The sequence below is a fragment of the Desulfovibrio intestinalis genome, from assembly GCF_014202345.1.
Lineage (GTDB): Bacteria > Desulfobacterota > Desulfovibrionia > Desulfovibrionales > Desulfovibrionaceae > Desulfovibrio > Desulfovibrio intestinalis.
In genome coordinates, this window is record NZ_JACHGO010000002.1 from 500,978 (window position 1) to 520,211 (window position 19,234).

Genomic DNA, 19,234 nt, shown 5'->3' on the forward strand with positions numbered 1-19,234 from the left:
TTTTGTTGTGGTTTCCTGCGCGGCTAAATCATGCCGGGACAAGCTAGGCCTGCCCCGGCATTTCAAAAAAGACTTTTGGCTTTCAGGTTTTGAGAATTGGCATCCCAATACCTTTAAGGTATTCGCTTAACTTTGAAAAAGCTCAAGTGCTCTAGAACGAAGGCATAATGCCTTTGCCCACCAGTTCTTTTTCAATGTAGGCCTTGACTTCGGGCGACTGAGTGGCCTTCAGCAGGGCTTTGGCCTTGGGGCTGTCCTTGTCGGCTTCGCGCACAACGAGAATGTTGGCGTAAGGGGACTCGCTGCCTTCCAGAACCAGAGCGTCACGAGCTGGGATAAGACCGGCCTCAGCAGCAAAGTTGGTGTTGATAACGGCGGCGGTCACGTCGTCCAGGGTGCGGGGCAACTGAGCGGCGTCCAGCTCATGAAACTTGAGGCCAAGGGGATTTTCAGTAATGTCGGCCACGGTCACGAGAGCGCCGGGCTTGATCTTGATAATGCCGTTGGCTTCAAGCAGGCGCAGGGCGCGGGCTTCGTTGGTGGGGTCATTGGGAACAGAAACGGCGTTGCCCTTCTTGAGGTCAGACAGTTTCTTGATTTTTTTGGAATACACGCCCAGCGGTTCGATATGCACCTTGCCGATGGAAACAAGACCAAGGTTCTTTTCCTTGTTCATGTTGTCCAGATACGGCGCATGCTGGAAGAAGTTGGCGAAAAGCTGGCCGTTGGCAAGAGCCATGTTGGGCTGCACGTAGTCGGTAAATTCCTTGATGACCAGATTGTAGCCGTCTTTGGCCAGCAGGGGCTTGGCCACAAGCATGATGTCCTTGTGCGGGAAGGGGGTGACGCCAATGACGATGTCTTCGGCGGCGAACGAAGGAACGGCCAGAGTCAGAATCATGGCCAGGGACAGAAGCAGACGTTTCATGGTGGCTCCTTGCTTGGGTAAGACTGTGCCGGGTAAGAATCAAGTCCCGTAGAGTAACTGGCGGGACTTTATCGCAGTATCTTGTACAAAAAGTTGCAGATGCCCTGAATAAGCAGCACCAGCACGCACAGGATGATAACGGAATAGATCATTATATCAACCTGGAAGCGGTTGTAGCCGTACTTGACTGCCAGGTCGCCCAGGCCGCCGCCGCCAACAGTGCCAGCCATGGCCGAGTACCCAAGCAGGGTAATGGCAATGACAGCGATATTGAGCACGATCGAGGGCAGCGCTTCGGGAAAGAGAACGCGAAAGATGATCTGCGAATTGCTGGCCCCAAAGGATCGGGCCGCTTCGATAACACCCTTGTCCACTTCAAGAAAGCAGGTTTCGATCAGCCGGGCCACAAAGGGAGCCGCAGCAATGGTAAGGGGTACTATGGCCGCTGCGCTGCCAATGGACGTGCCCACCACAAAGCGTGTGAAGGGGATAATGGCGATCAGCAGAATGATGAAGGGAAAGGAGCGCACCAGGTTCACCACAAAGTCCACAACCCGGTAAACCGGGCGGCAAGGGCTCAGGCCAATGGGGTTGGTCACAATCATGAGTATGGCCAGGGCAAAACCAATGAGTAGTGAAAAGAAGGTAGAAAGCATCACCATCTCAAGGGTTTCCCAGGTGGCGGTGAGGATTTCCGGCATCTTGTCCTGAAGACGCTCCCACAGAGGTTCAAAGTCCTGCGCCAGTTGGGCGAGGGTGCTCAATTCACTCATTACTTGCATCCGTAGCCTGCTTCACAGGGTATTCCAGTATTTCCCAGTAGAGGCGGTGTTCCTTCAGGTAGCGCAACACGGCTTCGATGTCCTGATCCTGCACATTGACAATGAGGAAGCCGAAAACATCATCAAGGTACCGCTCAAGCTTGCCGCCTACAATGGAAAAATCTATGCCGAGGCTTCTGGCCATTTGCGTGATGACGCTCTGCTGCGAAATTTCGCGCGGGAACATGAGCCTGATATTGGTGCCGCCGGGAATGAGGGTGTACTCATTCTCCACAATGGCCTGCATGTCTTTTGTGGGCGACAGAAAAAGATCTTCGGTTTTGCCCAGGGCCACAGTTTTGCCGCCGTCGAGCAGCAGCAGGCTGTGGCAGAGGCGTTTGACCACTTCCATCTGGTGCGTAACCATGATGATTGTCAGGTTGAGCCGCCTGTTGATGTCTTCAAGCAGGTCAAGAATGGACGAGGTTGTTTTGGGGTCAAGGGCAGAGGTGGCTTCGTCGCAAAGCAGAATGCTGGGGTTCAGGGCCAGTGCGCGGGCAATGCCCACGCGCTGCTTCTGGCCGCCGCTCAGGCTTTGCACACGCTGCCGCGCCTTGTCTGCCAGACCCACCAGGTCAAGCAGTTCCATGACGCGTTTTTCGCGGTCAGATCTGTGCCAGAGTTGCAGCGGAAAGGCCACGTTATCAAAAACGTTTTTGCGGGCCATCAGATTGAAATTCTGAAAGATCATGCCCATCTTGCTTTGCAGTTGGCGCAGGTCGCGGGGGTCGAGCGAAGCCACTTCCACGCCCATAACCTTGACGCTGCCTTCATCATAGGCTTCAAGCCCGTTGAGGCAGCGTAAAAGTGTAGACTTTCCGGCGCCGGAATGCCCGACAATGCCGAAAATTTCGCCCTGGCGGACATGCATGTTGATGTTTTGTAAAACAACATTGCTGCCGAAACGTTTAAGAAGATGGCTTACCTGAATCATGCGGCTGATACCTGAGTCTATTTGTTATAATCCGCAGACCATGCGATATTTGCTGCAAAAAGTAAAGGACGTTACCCGGTTCGTAGTATTGCTTCGCCAATCTACGGTCCTGTTACTCCTTATCCAGCGCGGGCGACATACCAAGCAGACCACCCGTGAAGGGGGGCATGTGGCTTTTCGGCGCTTGCAATTAACGCGGCTTCCGGCAAACTTCGCGGCATGCTGCAAGGCTCAGTTAAAAATGCTTGGGCTGGCGGATGGGCGGTTGGACGGCCACAATAGCTGCCGAAGAATAAAGGGCTTACCCCATGTGGAGTAAGCCCTTGTTATGTTTTAGGCACTGCTGGCTGAACCTATGCGGCAGCCTGCTGGCAGCTGTTACACGTCAAAAAGCATTTCCAGATCTTCGCGTGTAAGAGATTTCCACGTGTCCTGGCCGGGAATAATGGCCTCGGCCACGCCGCGCTTGGCTTCCTGAAGCTTGAGTATCTTTTCTTCCACTGTGTTCTGGCAGATAAGCTTGTAGGAAAACACCTGTCTGGTCTGGCCGATACGGTGGGTACGGTCAGTAGCCTGACTTTCGACAGCGGGGTTCCACCAGGGGTCATAGTGGATAACGTAGTCTGCCGAGGTAAGGTTGAGGCCCGTGCCGCCTGCCTTGAGCGAGATAAGGAAAATGGGAATCTCGGGGGTGTTGTTAAAGCGGTCCACCTGATCAAAGCGGTCCTTGCTGGCCCCGTCGAGATAGCAGAAGGGCACCTGCGAGAACTCAAGCCACTGCTTGATAATCTGCAACATCTGAACAAACTGTGAGAAGACAAGCACTTTGTGCCCACCTTCCACAATTTCCATAATCATATCCTTGAAGGCGTCGAACTTGCCGGAAGGCAGGTTGTTGGAGAAACCGGGCATATCCAGCTTGAGCAACCGGGGGTGGCAGCAGATCTGGCGCAGTTTGAGCAGGGCGTCCAGAATGGACATCTGGCTCTTGGCCAAACCCTTTTGATCCACGTCGGCAAGCACCTGGGCACGCAGCTTGCGCGCCAAGGCGGCGTAAAGCTCTGCCTGAGCGTCTTCAAGCGCGCAGCAGGTGACGCTTTCCACCTTGGGCGGCAGATCCTTGGCAACTTCGGCCTTGGTACGGCGTAAAATGAACGGGCGCACGCGAGTACGCAGGTAATCAAGGGTTTCGGCGTCGCCGTCCTTGATGGGTTTGACAATGCCACGCTGGAATGCGTGCTGTGAACCCAGAAAGCCGGGCATGAGAAACTCAAACAGCGACCAGAGCTCGAAAAGATTGTTTTCGATGGGCGTGCCCGACAGGCACAGGCGCATGCGGGCGTTGATGCGCCGCACGGCTCTGGCTGTGATCGTATTGGGGTTTTTGATATTCTGGGCTTCGTCCAGAATAACGGTGTTGAATTCGTACTTCTCCATCTCTTCCAGATCGCGCCGCAACAAAGCATATGTGGTGATGATGAGGTCAGAGCTGGAGATATGCTTGAACATGCCTTCGCGGCGCGTGCCGTAAATAGTCAGCAGCTTGAGGCTGGGCACGAATTTTTCGGCTTCACGTTCCCAGTTGGGCAACACTGAGGTAGGCACCACGATAAGGTTGGGGCCGCCCTGACTGTTCTGGACCATATGCTGAATAAAGGCGAGCGTCTGAACGGTTTTACCCAAACCCATTTCGTCAGCCAGAATGCCGCCGAAGCCGTATTCAGACAAGAAGTTGAGGTAAGAGAGCCCCTGCACCTGATAGGCGCGCAGGTCTGCATTGAGCCCCTTGGGAGGTTCAATGGGGCGCACTTCACGGAAGGAACGTATTTTCTCGCGCAGGTTGTTCCAGAAAGAGTCTGTGGCAGCGCCGGGCAGGTCCTCAAGCAAGCTGTCCAGCACCGGGGCTTCAAACTGTTTGAACTTGTGCTGCGGCGGCTTGGAGGGGTCAAGACCCAGGGCCGTCAACTTGTGAGAAAGCTTTTCAAGCCAGGCTTCGGGCAGGCTCGTGTACGAGCCGTCCTTCAACTGCACATAGCGCTTGCCGCGTGTCCACGCCTTCCAGATTTTTTCAAGGGGCAGTGACTGGCCTTCGTAGTCAACCGTGATGTCCAGCGAGAACCATTTTTCTTTTTCATTACTGACCACTTCTGCGGTAATATTGGATGTGGCCGTGCGCACCTTGTAGCGTGAAAGGGCTTTTTCGCCGTAGACGCGGTAGTTTTCAACCAGCTTGGGGTAGTAGTCCAGCAGAAAGGCAATGGCTTCTTCCGGCTCAAGAAACCACAACTTGCTCGAACGGGCCTGAAAGTCCATGCCAGCGAGCTCGGTCATCAGCAGGGCTTCTTCGTCCTGATGGCGGCGCACCAGGAAGGTCTGTCCTTCATAGGCATAGCTGCCGGTCTGAAAGTCCGGGTTGGGCCCGTTGAGCGTGAACTCGCCGTGTCGGGTTTCATAGATGTTGTCGATCTCAAGGGTGAGCAGGCTGCCTTCCTCATCAAGAAAGAGCTTGGGATTATAGGTGGCCGGCTGAAACACCGGTTCCATCTGCTTGAGGAATTGCTGCGGCTCGTAAAGCTCCGAAGCGGGCAGGCGCGTCCACACCCTGTCGAGAAATTCGGATATTTCTTCGTGGGGCACCACAGGGCGCTCATAAATAAGGTTGCGCACGAGTGAAGGGTAAAGGCCCGTCTGCACCGGATAGAAATTATGCTGGTAACAGACCCACAGCGGCATTTGCCCGTGAAAGGTAATGGGCGCGTCTTCAGGGGCGGAACTTTCGTTCTGCGAGCTACGGCTTTCAGCAGCAGCGCGGCTGGCAGCGCCAGCCCGAATGGGCAGGGGCGGGCGGCCTTCACGCTTGAGCAGCACTTCGAAGCTAAAGCCGGAATCGTCCAGGATGGGCTTGAGTTTGAGGGCAAAAGGCGTGCTTTCAATGCGGCAGGGCTTGTCTGTGTCTTTCCAGAGCAGATAATATTCCTTACGCACTGACCAGAAAAACCACGAAGTCAGACCCTGGGGGATTTCAACCCTGTGTCCGTAATAATCGAGATGCTGACCAATCTGCCGGGCCACATGGGGCAGCTGCGGCGAAAATTCGCACCAGTCGGGATTGTTGATGATCTGTTCCAGCGTTACTTCATTGTGTACGCTGGACAGCCCGGATTTGTTCTGACGCCCGCGAAAGAAGGATACCAGAAGACGCCCCTGTTCCGGTTCAAACCGGAAGATGAGGTAGTGGCGGCCTGGTTCTGGCTCCATATCCGTTGAGAAAAAATTGCGGAAACTCTGTTTCCAGTCCGTGCTTGGTGGCGGGCTTTCTTCGGCATCGCCTTGCTCTTTGCGCAGCTCTTCCACAAGGCGCAAAGCAAGGGCCGCCACATGTCGGCAAATACCTGTGAACGCATCTGAGCAGTTGCACTGGTGTCGCGTGCTGCGGTCGGTGATGGTCAAACTCAGGCTGGGCGTATAGACCTGCAGGTCGTCACCCTGAATGACGCCTTGTACGTCCCAGGTCTCGCCTTCCTGAATATTTATTTTTTGCACCTCACCTTCGGACAGTATATAGTACGCTGCGTCGCGTATGTATTCCGGCACGCTATCGTGCAAAAAGGCTTGGCACATTTCGCGTACGACGCTTTGTTCTGATCGGCTCATGCGTTCCCCAAAATTCCCTGTCAGACTTGTTGAATTTTTTCAATGACAGGGCGCTGTTATGATGTTTGCGATAAATAGCACAGGTAGGGGGGCGAAAGCAATATGAAGCTTCACAATATGGAAAAAATAAATTTTGAGTGAGCAAACAGTATGTTGAGTGTAATTGTCAGGGCTGGAATCACGCTCTTACTGACTGTTTTTATGGGATCTTTTGGTGTTTCATTTCTTTTTGCTAATGAAGGGAATCCAAAAGAAAAAGCTTGGGACAACCCCGTTGACGGTGGGCGCATTCTTTTTGGCAGCATTGGGGAAGCATCCAATCTGATTCCCTATCTTACTGCTGATTCAGCGTCGCATGAAGTGGCCAATCTTATCTATGTGTCGCCCCTGCGTTACGACAAGGACCTCCAGGTCGAGCCCTGGGCCGCCGAAAGCTGGAGCATGGAAGACGAAGGGCGGCTCATGCGCTTCACCCTGCGCAAGGGCATCCTTTGGGAAGACGGCGTCGAGCTTACTGCCGAAGACGTGGCCTACACCTGCAAGGTTGTGGCTGATCCGGCCACGGGCAGTCCTTACGCCGAGGACTTTTCACGCATAAAAAATTTTCGCGTGATTGATCGCTACACCTTTGAAGTAGAATATGAACATTTTTTTGCGCGGTCTGTGTCCACATGGATGCAGCCCATACTGCCCCGGCATTTACTGGAAGGGCAGAACATCCGTAGCACGCCTCTTTCGCGAAAACCAGTAGGCGCCGGCCCTTACCGCCTTAAATCCTGGGAACCGGGCAGTCGTATCATTCTTGAAGCTTCCGCCAGCTATTTTGATGGCAAACCCCATATCGCCGAGGTCGTATACCGCATCATTCCCGACAACGCTACTATGTTTATGGAGACTCGCGCTGGGCGGGTTGACGTTATGGGTCTTTCACCATTGCAATATCTGCGGCAGACTTCGGGGCCGGTATGGGAGCGTGATTTCAACAAGTTTCGCTACCTGGATTCATCCTATGTTTTTCTGGGCTTCAACCTGCAGCATCCGTTTTTCAAAGACGTACGCGTGCGCAGGGCTATTTCGCAGGCCATTGACCGTGAGAGCATTATTCAGGGCGTGCTGATGGGGCAGGGGATTCCGGCTTTTGGGCCGTTCAAGCCGGGCGTATGGGCGTACCACCCAACCTTGAAACCCATGCCGCAAAATATTGCTGCCGCCCGTGCCCTGCTGGCCGAGGCGGGCTTTACCGACAGCGACGGTGATGGCCTGCTGGACAAGGACGGCAAGCCGTTTTCCTTTACCATTCTGACCAATCAGGGCAATGAGCAGCGCATTCTCACAGCCACCGTAATGCAATCGCAACTCAGGGCAGTTGGCATTGACGTGCGCATCCGCACGGTAGAATGGGCTGCCTTTATTCGCGAATTTGTCAATAAAGGGCGCTTTGACGCCATAATTCTCGGTTGGACCACCCCCCAGGACCCGGATATTTATCAGGTCTGGCATTCCTCACAGGCTTTTGAGGGAGGCCTCAACTTTACCTACTACAAAAATGCCGAAGTGGATAGGCTTCTGGAAGAGGCGCGGTCAACGCCTGACCAGAAAACGCGTGCGCAGTTGTACTACCGCATGCAGGAAGTACTTGATGCGGAGCAGCCCTATTGCTTTCTTTTCGTACCCTACGCCTTGCCCGTCGTGCAAAAGCGCTTTCAAGGGGTTAAGCCGACACTTGCGGGCATAATGTACAATTTTGAAAAGTGGTGGGTACCCAAAGAGTTGCAAGAATACAGCCTTACGCCAGAGTAAGCCCAGTTTGTGCCGAAACGATGACAGATCAATTGTATTTGCAGCCCGGCAAGGCATCGCCTTGCCGGGCTTTTAGCGGGCTTTACTGAAAATACAGGGATTTTCACACAGCCTGTAACGTTGACAAGGCCGCGCAAGTGAGAACATAGTCAAAAACATAACAAAGATTTTACGCCCCGGATGGGACTTACGCATGATTCGTATACAGGAAATTCTCGACAAAGTTGCGGCGCACAACCCCGCCGCTGATCTGGAGCTTATCCAGAAAGCCTATGTTTTCGCCGCTACTGCTCATGTGGGGCAGACGCGCCTTTCAGGTGAGCCTTATTTGTCTCACCCTTTGGCAGTGGCCGACACCCTGGCTGAAATGGGCTTTGACGAAGCCACCGTGGCTGCCGGATTGCTGCACGATACGGTGGAGGACACCAAGGCCACCATTGAAGAACTGGACGAGAATTTTGGCGAAGACGTTGCCGACATTGTCGACGGCGTGACCAAGATCAGCATGATCCCGTTTGAAAACAAGGAAGAAGCGCAGGCTGAAAACATACGCAAGATGATTCTGGCCATGAGCCACGACATGCGTGTGCTTATGGTCAAACTGGCTGACCGTCTGCACAATATGCGCACCCTTGATTTTCAAAAAGCCCACAAGCAAAAGCGAATCGCCCAGGAAACAATGGATATTTATGCGCCTTTGGCCAACCGCCTTGGCTTGTATATCCTCAAGCGTGACCTGGAAGACCTGAGTTTCAAATATCTGCGCCCAGACATTTTTAATCAGATAGACCACTGGCTCGACAAGCATCAGGTGGTGGAAAAGCAGATTATCGCCAAGGTCGTGGAGCTCATTCAAGACCTGTTGGCCTCAAACGGCATTGAAGGTCAGGTTTACGGGCGCATCAAGCACAAGCACAGCATCTATAAGAAGATGCAATCCCAATCCCTGACTCTGGACGAAATGCACGATATTATGGCTTTTCGTGTGCTGGTCAAAGATATCAAGGATTGTTACGCCGCGCTTGGCCTTGTGCATTCGCAGTGGCGGCCCGTGCACGGCCGGTTCAAAGACTATATTTCAATGCCCAAAACCAACGGCTATCAAAGTCTGCACACCACAGTCATCGGGCCAGAGGGCGAGCGCATTGAAATTCAGATTCGTACTGAAGATATGCACCGTCAGGCCGAGCACGGCGTGGCCGCTCACTGGCTGTATAAGGAAAAAGGGCGCGTCAACAGCAAAGATCTGGAGCAGTTCGGCTGGCTGCGCGAAATTTTTGAAAGGCAGAGTGAAGAAACCGACTCTCGCGAGTTCATGCATTCGCTCAAGATGGATCTCTTCAAGGACGAGGTCTACGTCTACACGCCTGCAGGCGATGTGAAAGAGCTGCCCGAAGGGGCCACGCCTCTGGATTTTGCCTTTATCATCCACACCAAGGTCGGCCAGCACTGTTCCGGGGCAAAGGTTAATGGCCGTCTGATGCCCCTGAGTACGGAGCTGAAGAACGGCGATATTGTTGAAATTGTTACAGACCCCAGCCGTAATCCCAACAGGGACTGGCTCAAGATTGTCAAAACCGCCAGGGCCCGCAGCCGCATTCAGCACTATCTGCGTACTGAAGAACGCTCCCACGCCGTCACCCTCGGGCGGGACATGCTGGAAAAAGAAGGCCGCAAGGTCAGTCTTAATGTCAATAAGGCCATCAAAGAAGGCCACATGGCCCTTGTGGCCCAAGAGATGAACTTTGAAGGCGTGGATGATCTGATAGCCTCAGTAGGCTATGCCCATACCACGCCGCGCAAGGTGCTCAACAAGCTATATGCTGTTTTGCATCCTGACGCGGTCGCAGCCGCACCTGCAACGCCCACTGTCAAGGAAAGCAAGGATGCCGCCACCCGCAAGACTGAAGGGGTGGGCATTTCTGGCGTGGACGGCGTGCTCATGCGTTTTGCCAAGTGTTGCAATCCTGTGCCCGGCGACCCAATTATTGGCTATATCAGCCGTGGGCTTGGCATTAGTGTGCACCGCGCAGACTGCCCCAACGTGGCCAATATGGAGCCGGAAAGGCTCATATCTGTCCATTGGGATGGCGCGGAAGAAAAGCCATATGAGGCTGGCATTTTTATTATTTCCAAGAACGAGCACGGGGTATTGGCTCTTGTGGCGCAGGTGCTGGCCAAGAACAATGTGAATATCACCGGGCTGAATATGGACAACCTGGTGGATGGCCGCGCCAAGCTGCGCTTTACTGTTGAAGTGCGCGACGCCACGCAACTGTATCAGCTCATTGAGGCCATACGCGCCCTACCGCCCATTCTTGAAGTAGTGCGTGATACTGAAGACGCACAGTAAACATCCTCTTATATCGTCATCTTTTCACGGCCTGCGGCGTAATTGCCCCAGGCCGTGTATTCATTCGTGGTTCTTTACCCGCTTACTGTTTCCTATAGCGCGACGCTATGCCGCAAGCCATTGCGCTGTGAGGATGTCATTTTTTACTTTTAATCCGGTGCAATGCCGAAATGAGCACGAAGCTCATATTTAAACCAAACGATTAACCTCTAGCCTCACGAAAGCAGCCTGGTGTGTGGCAGATGCCCGCGTGGGGGCGAGCAGATCAAGATTGCTGCGCGTAATAAAGATTGTGTGTTTTTTTCCAGGCCGTGGGGCTTGTACCCACGATATGCCGAAAATGATCCCGAAACGATCCCGCTGAACCAAATCCGGTGATGGCAGCGATTTCCTCCACCGACATTGCGCTGGACTCAAGAAGTGTTTGCGCCCGCCGTATGCGCGCCCTGGTCAGCCATGTCATGGGCGGCACACCAGTTTGTTCCTGAAATTTCCTGTTCAGTGTTCTCAGACTCATGTTTCCTTGCTGGCATATCTGCTGCAATGTCATGGTTCTATGCATATTTTCCTGCAACCACAGCAGCAGGGCAGACAAATTGCTGGCAGACTGTGGTGTGGAATGCTTTACAAATTGTCTTTGCCCGCCGTCTCGTTCAAGTGGCACAACAAAATAGGTGGCAAGTTTTTCTGCCGCAGCGGCTCCCAAATCTTTTCGTACCATGTGCAAACAGAGATCAATGCCAGAAGAAAGCCCGGCTGAAGTGAGGATCTGCCCATTGTCGCAAAACAGAATGTCTGGTTCAACGGCGACTTGTGGATACTTTTGGGCAAATTCTTCAACAATTGCCCAGTGTGTTGTGGCAGACAGGCCGTTCAGCAAACCAGCAGCCGCCAGTATGCAAGCACCTGTGCAGATGGAAGCCAACCTGATGCCAGCGGTATAAGCCATGCGCAAAGCCTCAAAAACAGCGGTATTGTGGTAGGAAAACGGTTGAATAATCCCTGGAATTATAATTGTTTCCATATCGTGAATGGCAGTCAGGGGAAGCACTTGGGTAATGCTGAACTGCTCGGAAGAGACAATATTTTTTTCTCCGATAAAACAGATTTCGTATGCCGCATGGCTGCCACCTGGGACAGCCATTGAGAGCATCTGATACGGAATTGTGCAGTCAAAGGGAACAAAGCCCTCAAGCGCCAGAATACCTATTCTATGCGTTGCTAAATTTGATTTCATGACAGTGCCTTGGCTGTTTGCAGGTGAAACATGCTGCCTCTGTACCTCAGTGGTTGGAAGAAGCCAATCTGCATTATGCAAGATGGCAAAATCCCGTTGCTGATTGGCACGAGAAGAGCTTTTTCAAGGCGCATCTTATGGTATTTTCTTCAATTATTGCCTCAATAAAGGAAGTACCAATGACAAGACGAGATTTTACTGTTTCCATGCTGTCTGCCGCCGCGGCGATGTCTCTGCCGGGCAATTCTATGGCAAAAACTGACGAAAGTATGGGCATTTCTGGCTCGAAACCAGCTGCCAAGCTGCCGCACATCTCTTTTGTGCTTTATGAGGGCATGACGGCGCTGGACCTGATTGGTCCGGCAGAAGTGCTTGCCGGGGCACAGTTCAGGGTTGACTATGTCTGGCGGGACAAAGAGCCTGTCCATGCCGAAAGCCAGGCTGACAAGGGGCTTGTTTTGTTGCCCACAGCAACCTTTGCGGACATCACGGATACGGACATTTTGTGTGTGCCCGGCACAAGCGACCCGTACAAACAGATCATGCAAAAAGATATGATAGAGTGGCTAGCCGCTGTGGGGCAAAAGGCACAATGGGTCAGCAGTGTCTGCACGGGCTCATTTTTGCTTGGCGCGGCAGGCTTGCTGAAGGGCTACAAGGCCACAACGCACTGGACGCTTTTGGATGAGCTGGCATATTTTGGAGCTGTTCCCACGAATAGCCGTGTTGTTCATGACCGCAACCGCGTTACAGGGGCTGGCGTCACCTCTGGTGTGGACTTTGGCCTTGTGCTGCTTTCTCTCATTGCTGGGCAAGAAGCTGCCCAGGCAAAACAGCTGGTTCTCGAGTACGATCCCGCGCCGCCATTTACAAGCGGATCACCCAAGGTGGCGCAACCGGAGCTTGTGACAGCGGTAAAGGCGCAGTATAAGGCGCGCATAAAGGAAAAAATGCCATATGCCCAACGCAGCCTTGAAGAGGCCGCCTTGCGGTTGGGTGTTGCCCCTCAATAGCAGTTGATAGCACAGGAGGGCTGGCGGGCCGCATGTTGCCTGATTACGGGCTTTGTATTCCACCAGCTTGCCTGTGCAAAATAAATGGCCCGAAACTCAGCAGTGTTTCGGGCCATAAAAATTGCCGGATATCAATGGTTGTCGTACCATTTCACAGTTTCCGTTTTTATTTGTGTGGAGAAAATTTTTGGCGAAAATCCAAAATCTCAGCCTGGATGCTTTTATCAAGTTCATTCAGATGTTTCTCTGGCCGGCCTAGATAAAAACCCTGCACATAGTCAAAACCCATACGTATCACGCTGGCCAGTTCGTCTGAAGTTTCCACGCCTTCAGCAAGACTCAAAATTCCCTTGGCACGGCAATAGTTCAGCAGGCCGGAAAGAAGTTCTTTCTGCGATGCGGAAGTGTTGTGAATGGATTTGATAAAAAATCTGTCGATTTTAAGAATATCAGGCGAAAGGTTAATCAACCGCAGAATATTAGAATGGCCGCAGCCAAAATCGTCCAGAGCCACCTGAGTGGACATCTCTGCGCGAAAGTCTTTGACCTGTTGCGCCAGCGAATTTTCTACGGTTGCTGTCTCCAGAATCTCGAACACCATATTTTTACATATGTCTTCGCACTGCGGGTGAATGCCGCGCAGTTCCGCCAAATTTAAAAACCGGGTGGAGATAGTGTTGAAAAAGATTTTTCTGTCAGCAAGCAGATGCTTGTGGCTGTAAACCCATTCAAAGATGATTTCAAACGTCACCTTTTCAAGCTGAAGGAGCTTGGACTGGTTTTCAGCAAGAGCCAGAACATCCAGCGGATTGGAAAAGTCCGGTATGGTGGGGCGCATCAGCGCTTCATAGCCGATTATACGGGCATCGTGCAGGCTGACAATGGGCTGAAAGGCAAAGCGCAGCAGTTTGCCGTCGAGCAGCTCATTCAGTTTTTCCTGCCTGCCGAATACATTGGCTTTTCTGCGATAAATTTCCGGGCAGAATCGCATCAGGGTACCCCGGTTGCGGCTCTTGACCTCAAGCTGTGCGTGATAGGCACAGTTCATGAGAATATCGCCTTCAAGAGCGTCATGTGGGTAAACTGCGGCGCCGCTTGAGGCTCGAATCCACACTTCTTCGTTTCGCAGCATAACCCGGGTATTAAGCAGGGTTTTCAGGCAGCCTTGCGCAAAACCGAAGGCATCGTCCTCATTGTTGAAACCATGAGCATACACGGCGAATTCGTTGCCAGCCAGGCGAGCGAGAAAACTTGTGCCATAGGTGCAGGCCGAAAGCACTTCCGCAACCCTGCTCAGGTATAGGTCGCCATTATCGTAGCCATAGGCATCATTGATGTATTTGATGTTGTCCAGTTCGCAACAGAACAGCACCCCAACCCTGTCCGGCTGCTCTTGAAGAATACCGCGAACCGAACGCACGAAGGCCTTGCGGTTGAGAAGGCCTGTTTCGGAATCATGACTTTTATCGTACTCGGCCTGATTTTTTAATGTCGCAGCCTGATTCATGACAAAATCAAGGCCGTCGGAAAGTTCACCCATGTAGTCTGCGGGCAACGCCGGATAGCCGGCTGAGACCATGAGCATTTGGCGCGCAAGGCGTCTGAGGTTCATGTGCAGCGTAGTAAGCTCCGCTGCAAACGAATTTGAAGAAGCTGGCGGTGAAACGGAAAGATTTCCTTTTGCAAGTTCCGTTGCGTAATCTTTTGTTTCAGCAAGTGCCTTTGTTATCTGGCAAAGCTTTTCAGCCTGTGGCGAAGGACTGGACTGGCAAAATGCCTCCAGAGCCTCGTCGTACTGACCATGCAGCAGTTTATCCAGCCCACGATCTATCTGCATTCTTATCCTCAGGAACTATGCTTGCGGATTATGCGGACATTCAATCTATTCAACAAGAGTCGTGAAGGCTTCATTATCTGTGGCAGCCAAACATTGTGCTATTGCTGTGCCAATAGCAGCAATATCGCAGCGCTCCGGCAGAAGGGCAATGGCCTCTTCACACAGGTTTCCTTCTGCATCTGGTTCGTTGCGGGCAATTATATTGGCTGCGGCAATAAGCCGCGCCTCCGTTTTGCAAGTGGGGGCCAGTTCAGGGGAGTGGTGCCAATTTATGGGCTCTGTGAGAATAAGGGGGAGTTTCCACTGATATAAAATAACCGCCCCAATAAGCGCATGATCCATGCTCCAGTAAGCATTTTCAACTTCAAAATATTGCTGGCTGGATTCGTTACGCATGTTTTCCATCGTTTCCCACAGGTCCGGGCGGGTAGATGCAAAAAAAACCTTGCCAATATCGTGAAGAAGACCAGCGATATAGGCTTCGTCAGGGTCCATTATCAGACGATTTTTTTCATCGGCGGTGGAACCCCACGCTCCATTGGGGCCGCCCAGTTCTGCGGCAAGAATCTTGGCAATAGTTGCAGTTTTTAATTCATGCACCCACAGCTCTCTGACGCTAAAGCCCTTTGGCAGGTTTGCCCCTTTGATGACAGCAGCCATGCCCACCATAACCACCAGGGTTCGTATGGTTTTTAAGCCCAGAATATTTATGGCTCTGTGTAGTGTGGATACTTTGAATTCCTGGCCGTATGCAGCGGAATTGGCAGTAGCCAGAACACGAGTGGTCAGTTTTTGGCTCCGCTCAATAAGTGTTACCAGCCCCTTGGCAGGAGTAGCCGAACTGCTTTTCGTTGCGGCAAAAAGCATAGGAAGAAGATCCGGCTCAAAGGGGAGGGCCGGAGGCTTTTGCTGAAGTTCCTGCAGGCAGGCGCGGGCGTCTTCTTGAGGGTGCATGCGTATAAATCCCGGTTTAGATTTCCGTAGTGCAGCGGAAAGGACGGCATTAGGGCTTTATCTGATAGCCGATGCCGGACAATACGCTGGGAATCTTTTTGCTTACCCTTCTTCTCCATTCAGAACTGACACCAGATATTCTGCCAGCGACTGCATGGTCTGATAGGGGTTGTCTTCGTGCTCAAAAGCCGAGTCCATAGCCACGGCAACACTTTTTCCCATTTTTTTCGTAAGAAGATCATCAATATTATCTAAAAATAGCATTGTATCAAGTGAATCCAGTATGCCGTCGGTACCCATTAGCGATAAGGACGGGCTGTACTTGTGAGAGACGTCTCCGCCTTCCTGGGTCATGCGCAGAGCCTCGGCGAGTATTTTGTGTATTTCTTCCTGGCTTATCATAATACTCTGTCCTTTATTGTTTTTTTATAGATGGAACCAGCGGGGCAGTTAAAAAAGCTCTATTTGCTGTCGTATATTTCCTTGCTGGAAAGTGATTTTTTGCAAATCAGCAGGTACTCGTCAGGAGTATCATGGCCCGGCATATACATGGGCCGAAATATTTCGCCTCCGGGAATTTTTTCCTTGTAGAGGGCGGTACGGCTGATTTCCCTGAAGCCTTGGGCTGCTGCAAGAAGGCGAACTTTTTTATTGCTTGCCACCACATGATTGAAAATATTTTTTATTTCAAGTGATTTCTCTGCCCATGCAAAGATGGTTTCGCAGGCAGCCGCTGCAAGGCCCTTGGGGGCATGGTCTTCAATATAAAGCCCGTCAATGCAGCATTCATGTTTTTGAAACGCAAAGTCGTTCAGAGCCACCTGCCCGTACAGATAGCCGTCGCTGAAAATGAAAAACAGAACATAATCCCGTAGTGCACTAACATAATTGTTCAAAATTTGTTGCATGGTTTGTTCAGTTACTTCAGTGCGGGTGAGAAAAGCTGCGGCGCTTGCTTCACGCCAGCGGGTGAGTGTTTCAACCAGTTTTGCGTCTTGCGTATTGGCAGCTGTTACCACTCTGAGTTCGCAGGAATGCCCTTCGTGCTCAAAAGGAATGATAAAGCCCTCTTCTTTGATTCTGGCAAAAAACTCCAATGAGTCTGATTTGTATTTAAGCCAGCCAGTCAGAGGAATTTGGGCTTTGTCGCGTCCCGGTTCCTTCATAACTTGCTGTATGGCTCTGCAAATATAGTCCACTTCCTCTTCCGTTCTATTGTGGCCGCTTGGCAGACAAATGGCTTTGGTTGAGGCAGCATAGGCGACAGGCGTTTCAGCCTGTTTGAACATGGGCATTGAAGATATGGGAAAATACACAGGTTCAGCTATGATGTTGCTTGCGCGCAACTGGGTAATCATCTTGACGCGCTGGATACTGGGGGCATCGATGAAAAGAAGGTTGGTCAAAAAACTGGGTTGGCAATGCTGCGGTTCGGCGTTCAGGCGGATACCGGGCATGCCTGAAAGACGTTCGCTGTACCATGAATGAATTTGCTTCTTTTGGGCAATGAGCTCATCCAGACGGCTGGTTTGGGCAAAGCCCAGTGCTGCTTGCAGTGTAGAAATGGAGTAGTTGAATCCGACAAAATCATAGGCAAAAGGATTGTCCGGCGTGCGGCCCCCAGCGGCCAATCTTGCGGCGAGATCAAACAATCGGTCGTCTGACGTAAGCAGTATGCCGCCTTCACCACTGACGACAGATTTGTTGCCTTTGAAGCTGAAGGTGGAAAAATGTCCGAACGAACCTGCCGGGCGGCCATTGATGCTGCTTCCGATGCCTTGCGCGGCGTCTTCAAGAACGAAGAGTCCGTTTTTGGCTGCGAGGTCCAGCAGTGGCTCCATGCGGCATGGCTGCCCATAAAGGTGCACAGCTATCAACCCCTTTGTTCTGGGGGTTATTTTGCTGGCCGCATCTTCTGATGAAAGGCACAAGGTATCAGGTTCAACATCGCAAAAAACCGGAGTTGCTCCGCAATATATCACGCATGCAGCCACAGAAAAATCTGCCAGATCGGGCACGAGCACTTCATCGCCATGCTTCAGGCCAAGGGCGTTGAAGGCAATATGCATGGCTCCGGTGCAGCTTGAGAGCGCCAAAGCGTATTTATGCCCGGTGACTTGGGCCATGAGCTGTCTGAATGCGTTGGTGTAACTGCTGGCCCGCATGTTCCAGCCCGTTGCGCAGGCTGAAGTTACATGCTCGATTTCATGATGGGTTATGGAAGGACCATTCGGAATAATGGGGTCAATTATCATGGCGCGTCCTCATTGGTTTTGGGACCAGAAAACTTGCTGTGCCAGTATTCGATGCGCTTCGCCCTGGATTCCGTTTTTTCTTTTATGTAGTCGCATACAGGCAAAACAATTGTTTTATCAAGCGAAAGTATGGCCGAAGCCCACGAAAGGCCGGCCCCGAAAGAACAGAGCATGCTGTTCTTGTGTCCTGTGGCTGAAAGATCAGAATCTTCCTTGGCGTAATGAGCGCAGATAAGAACAGGGATGGACGACACGCCCATATTGCCATAGAGGCGCAAAGATTCATCCGGTACACGGTCTTTGTTGATTCCGACTCTTTTGGCAATGGAATCCACAATGATCTTGTTTGCCTGATGCAGAAAAAGCCTGTCTATGCTTTCTGCCTCAAGTCCATCAAAGGCGAGATGTTCTTTTATATGCGGAGGGACGACGGCGGTGCTGAAAGTATAGATCCCCATTGGGTCCATCCAGATGGAACAATACCTGCCAAGGGTCCAGGGATTCCCCTTGCCGTCGGCTATGGTCTGATTAAACGGGCTGTCCGCTCCTTCAGAATCCACATATGGAATACGGCTTCCGCCGCCGGGAATAATCAGGGCTTCATGCTTGCTGCCGTCTGTGCCGAAGGAAAAGCTCATGGTTGAGGGCGTTTCGCTGTGTTCAATCAAGGCTGCGGTTCCCGCATCGCCAAAAATCGGGCCTACAACCCTGTTGGCGGCAGGTTGAAAGCGCCCCGGGGTGTCGCCAGCCAGAAGAAGCACTTTTTTGCATGCCCCCGACTCAACAAGGCTTGCCGCCATCCACAGCCCATTTACAAAACCCGCGCACCCGGCGTTCATGTCCATAGCCACACAGGTTCGGGGCAGGCCCAGCTTGTGTTGCAGAATGGCCGCGCTTGCGGGCAGCAAATAGTCCGCACTGTGGCTTACGAAGAGGATGGCGCCAATGTCATTTGCATTTGTACTGGTGCGCTGCAAAAGATTTTTCGCTGCCTGAGCGCACATGTCTGATGCCGTAACGTCATCGTCAGCCCTGCGCCGTGTGTGCAGGCCGCTCACAGCCGCAAACCGCTGCGCTTGTGCGGGGTCTTCTGAAAAATACTCAAGCTCGTCTTCTATGGATATTTTATTCTCGGCTACAACCGAGCTAATGGCGGCGAGTGTCGCGTGCGTGAAGTGTGTATTGGCCATATTTCTTCCCTTTACAGGCTGAAAAATCAGTCAGAAATGACGCCTGATTTGCCATTTGAAGGAATGTGCTTTTTATTCTACTTTTTAAAAGACTGTGTTTTACGACTGTGCCGATGAATAACTGTGTTCATTGATTTACATATAAACAATCATGTTTTTTACTGGCCATATTTTTCCCAGGTGAAGAATATCGCCCTGCTGATGGTGTTTTTCATCCAGACAGTATGATTTTATACGATTAAATAGAGAGTTATTGCA

At 52.0% G+C, this 19,234-nt stretch carries 13 protein-coding genes; 3 read left to right on the top strand and 10 right to left on the bottom strand.

The features are described 5' to 3' along the window. Positions 1-151 precede the first annotated feature (151 nt). The 4 genes from HNQ38_RS04925 to HNQ38_RS04940 all read right to left on the bottom strand — a co-directional run bounded on the left by HNQ38_RS04925 (position 152) and on the right by HNQ38_RS04940 (position 6,337). The gene (locus HNQ38_RS04925; protein WP_183718289.1) at positions 152-928 is read right to left on the bottom strand and encodes a MetQ/NlpA family ABC transporter substrate-binding protein; all 777 of its coding nucleotides are present in this window, start codon (positions 926-928) and stop codon (positions 152-154) included. Between the two features lie 68 nt (positions 929-996). Continuing rightward, entirely contained in the window at positions 997-1,701 is a 705-nt protein-coding gene (locus HNQ38_RS04930) for a methionine ABC transporter permease (RefSeq protein ID WP_246387987.1), read from the bottom strand. Then, positions 1,694-2,683 (bottom strand): methionine ABC transporter ATP-binding protein, encoded by a 990-nt coding sequence (locus tag HNQ38_RS04935; RefSeq protein WP_183718290.1) that lies wholly within the window; start codon positions 2,681-2,683, stop codon positions 1,694-1,696. Before HNQ38_RS04935 ends, HNQ38_RS04930 begins: the two co-directional genes overlap by 8 nt. 378 nt (positions 2,684-3,061) lie before the next feature. Next, a complete protein-coding gene (locus HNQ38_RS04940) occupies positions 3,062-6,337 on the bottom strand; it encodes a DEAD/DEAH box helicase (protein WP_183718291.1) in 3,276 nt (1,091 codons plus the stop codon). Between the two features lie 150 nt (positions 6,338-6,487). On the opposite strand from HNQ38_RS04940, the gene HNQ38_RS04945 reads away from it, so the two are divergent. After that, positions 6,488-8,137, top strand: coding sequence for a peptide-binding protein (locus tag HNQ38_RS04945; RefSeq protein ID WP_246387988.1), 1,650 nt, complete (start codon positions 6,488-6,490; stop codon positions 8,135-8,137). A 193-nt stretch (positions 8,138-8,330) separates the two neighbouring features. Next, positions 8,331-10,490 (top strand): RelA/SpoT family protein, encoded by a 2,160-nt coding sequence (locus HNQ38_RS04950; protein WP_183718292.1) that lies wholly within the window; start codon positions 8,331-8,333, stop codon positions 10,488-10,490. A gap of 265 nt (positions 10,491-10,755) precedes the next feature. Here HNQ38_RS04950 and HNQ38_RS04955 read toward each other — a convergent pair whose 3' ends face one another. Next, the gene (locus tag HNQ38_RS04955; protein WP_183718293.1) at positions 10,756-11,727 is read right to left on the bottom strand and encodes a GlxA family transcriptional regulator; all 972 of its coding nucleotides are present in this window, start codon (positions 11,725-11,727) and stop codon (positions 10,756-10,758) included. A gap of 179 nt (positions 11,728-11,906) precedes the next feature. Here HNQ38_RS04955 and HNQ38_RS04960 point away from each other — a divergent pair, with 179 nt between their 5' ends. After that, positions 11,907-12,740 (top strand): DJ-1/PfpI family protein, encoded by an 834-nt coding sequence (locus HNQ38_RS04960; RefSeq protein ID WP_183718294.1) that lies wholly within the window; start codon positions 11,907-11,909, stop codon positions 12,738-12,740. A 166-nt stretch (positions 12,741-12,906) separates the two neighbouring features. On the opposite strand, the gene HNQ38_RS04965 is transcribed toward HNQ38_RS04960, so the two are convergent. The 5 genes from HNQ38_RS04965 to HNQ38_RS04985 all read right to left on the bottom strand — a co-directional run bounded on the left by HNQ38_RS04965 (position 12,907) and on the right by HNQ38_RS04985 (position 18,976). Then, positions 12,907-14,577, bottom strand: coding sequence for a bifunctional diguanylate cyclase/phosphodiesterase (locus tag HNQ38_RS04965; protein WP_183718295.1), 1,671 nt, complete (start codon positions 14,575-14,577; stop codon positions 12,907-12,909). A gap of 45 nt (positions 14,578-14,622) precedes the next feature. Then, on the bottom strand, positions 14,623-15,531 hold the full coding sequence (locus HNQ38_RS04970) for an HDOD domain-containing protein (protein WP_183718296.1): 909 nt from the start codon (positions 15,529-15,531) through the stop codon (positions 14,623-14,625). A 102-nt stretch (positions 15,532-15,633) separates the two neighbouring features. Then, entirely contained in the window at positions 15,634-15,933 is a 300-nt protein-coding gene (locus tag HNQ38_RS04975) for a hypothetical protein (protein ID WP_183718297.1), read from the bottom strand. Between the two features lie 59 nt (positions 15,934-15,992). After that, a complete protein-coding gene (locus HNQ38_RS04980) occupies positions 15,993-17,786 on the bottom strand; it encodes a DegT/DnrJ/EryC1/StrS aminotransferase family protein (protein ID WP_183718298.1) in 1,794 nt (597 codons plus the stop codon). Next, positions 17,783-18,976 (bottom strand): ketoacyl-ACP synthase III, encoded by a 1,194-nt coding sequence (locus tag HNQ38_RS04985; RefSeq protein ID WP_183718299.1) that lies wholly within the window; start codon positions 18,974-18,976, stop codon positions 17,783-17,785. The genes HNQ38_RS04980 and HNQ38_RS04985 overlap by 4 nt, the downstream gene beginning before the upstream one ends. Positions 18,977-19,234: the final 258 nt, after the last annotated feature.

Coding starts and splice junctions, on each gene's coding strand:
- HNQ38_RS04980 (WP_183718298.1), bottom strand. CDS start 17,786: ATGATAATTGACCCCATTATTCCGAATGGTCCTTCCATAACCCATCAT.
- HNQ38_RS04965 (WP_183718295.1), bottom strand. CDS start 14,577: ATGCAGATAGATCGTGGGCTGGATAAACTGCTGCATGGTCAGTACGAC.
- HNQ38_RS04960 (WP_183718294.1), top strand. CDS start 11,907: ATGACAAGACGAGATTTTACTGTTTCCATGCTGTCTGCCGCCGCGGCG.
- HNQ38_RS04985 (WP_183718299.1), bottom strand. CDS start 18,976: ATGGCCAATACACACTTCACGCACGCGACACTCGCCGCCATTAGCTCG.
- HNQ38_RS04945 (WP_246387988.1), top strand. CDS start 6,488: ATGTTGAGTGTAATTGTCAGGGCTGGAATCACGCTCTTACTGACTGTT.
- HNQ38_RS04955 (WP_183718293.1), bottom strand. CDS start 11,727: ATGAAATCAAATTTAGCAACGCATAGAATAGGTATTCTGGCGCTTGAG.
- HNQ38_RS04925 (WP_183718289.1), bottom strand. CDS start 928: ATGAAACGTCTGCTTCTGTCCCTGGCCATGATTCTGACTCTGGCCGTT.
- HNQ38_RS04930 (WP_246387987.1), bottom strand. CDS start 1,701: ATGAGTGAATTGAGCACCCTCGCCCAACTGGCGCAGGACTTTGAACCT.
- HNQ38_RS04970 (WP_183718296.1), bottom strand. CDS start 15,531: ATGCACCCTCAAGAAGACGCCCGCGCCTGCCTGCAGGAACTTCAGCAA.
- HNQ38_RS04940 (WP_183718291.1), bottom strand. CDS start 6,337: ATGAGCCGATCAGAACAAAGCGTCGTACGCGAAATGTGCCAAGCCTTT.
- HNQ38_RS04950 (WP_183718292.1), top strand. CDS start 8,331: ATGATTCGTATACAGGAAATTCTCGACAAAGTTGCGGCGCACAACCCC.
- HNQ38_RS04935 (WP_183718290.1), bottom strand. CDS start 2,683: ATGATTCAGGTAAGCCATCTTCTTAAACGTTTCGGCAGCAATGTTGTT.
- HNQ38_RS04975 (WP_183718297.1), bottom strand. CDS start 15,933: ATGATAAGCCAGGAAGAAATACACAAAATACTCGCCGAGGCTCTGCGC.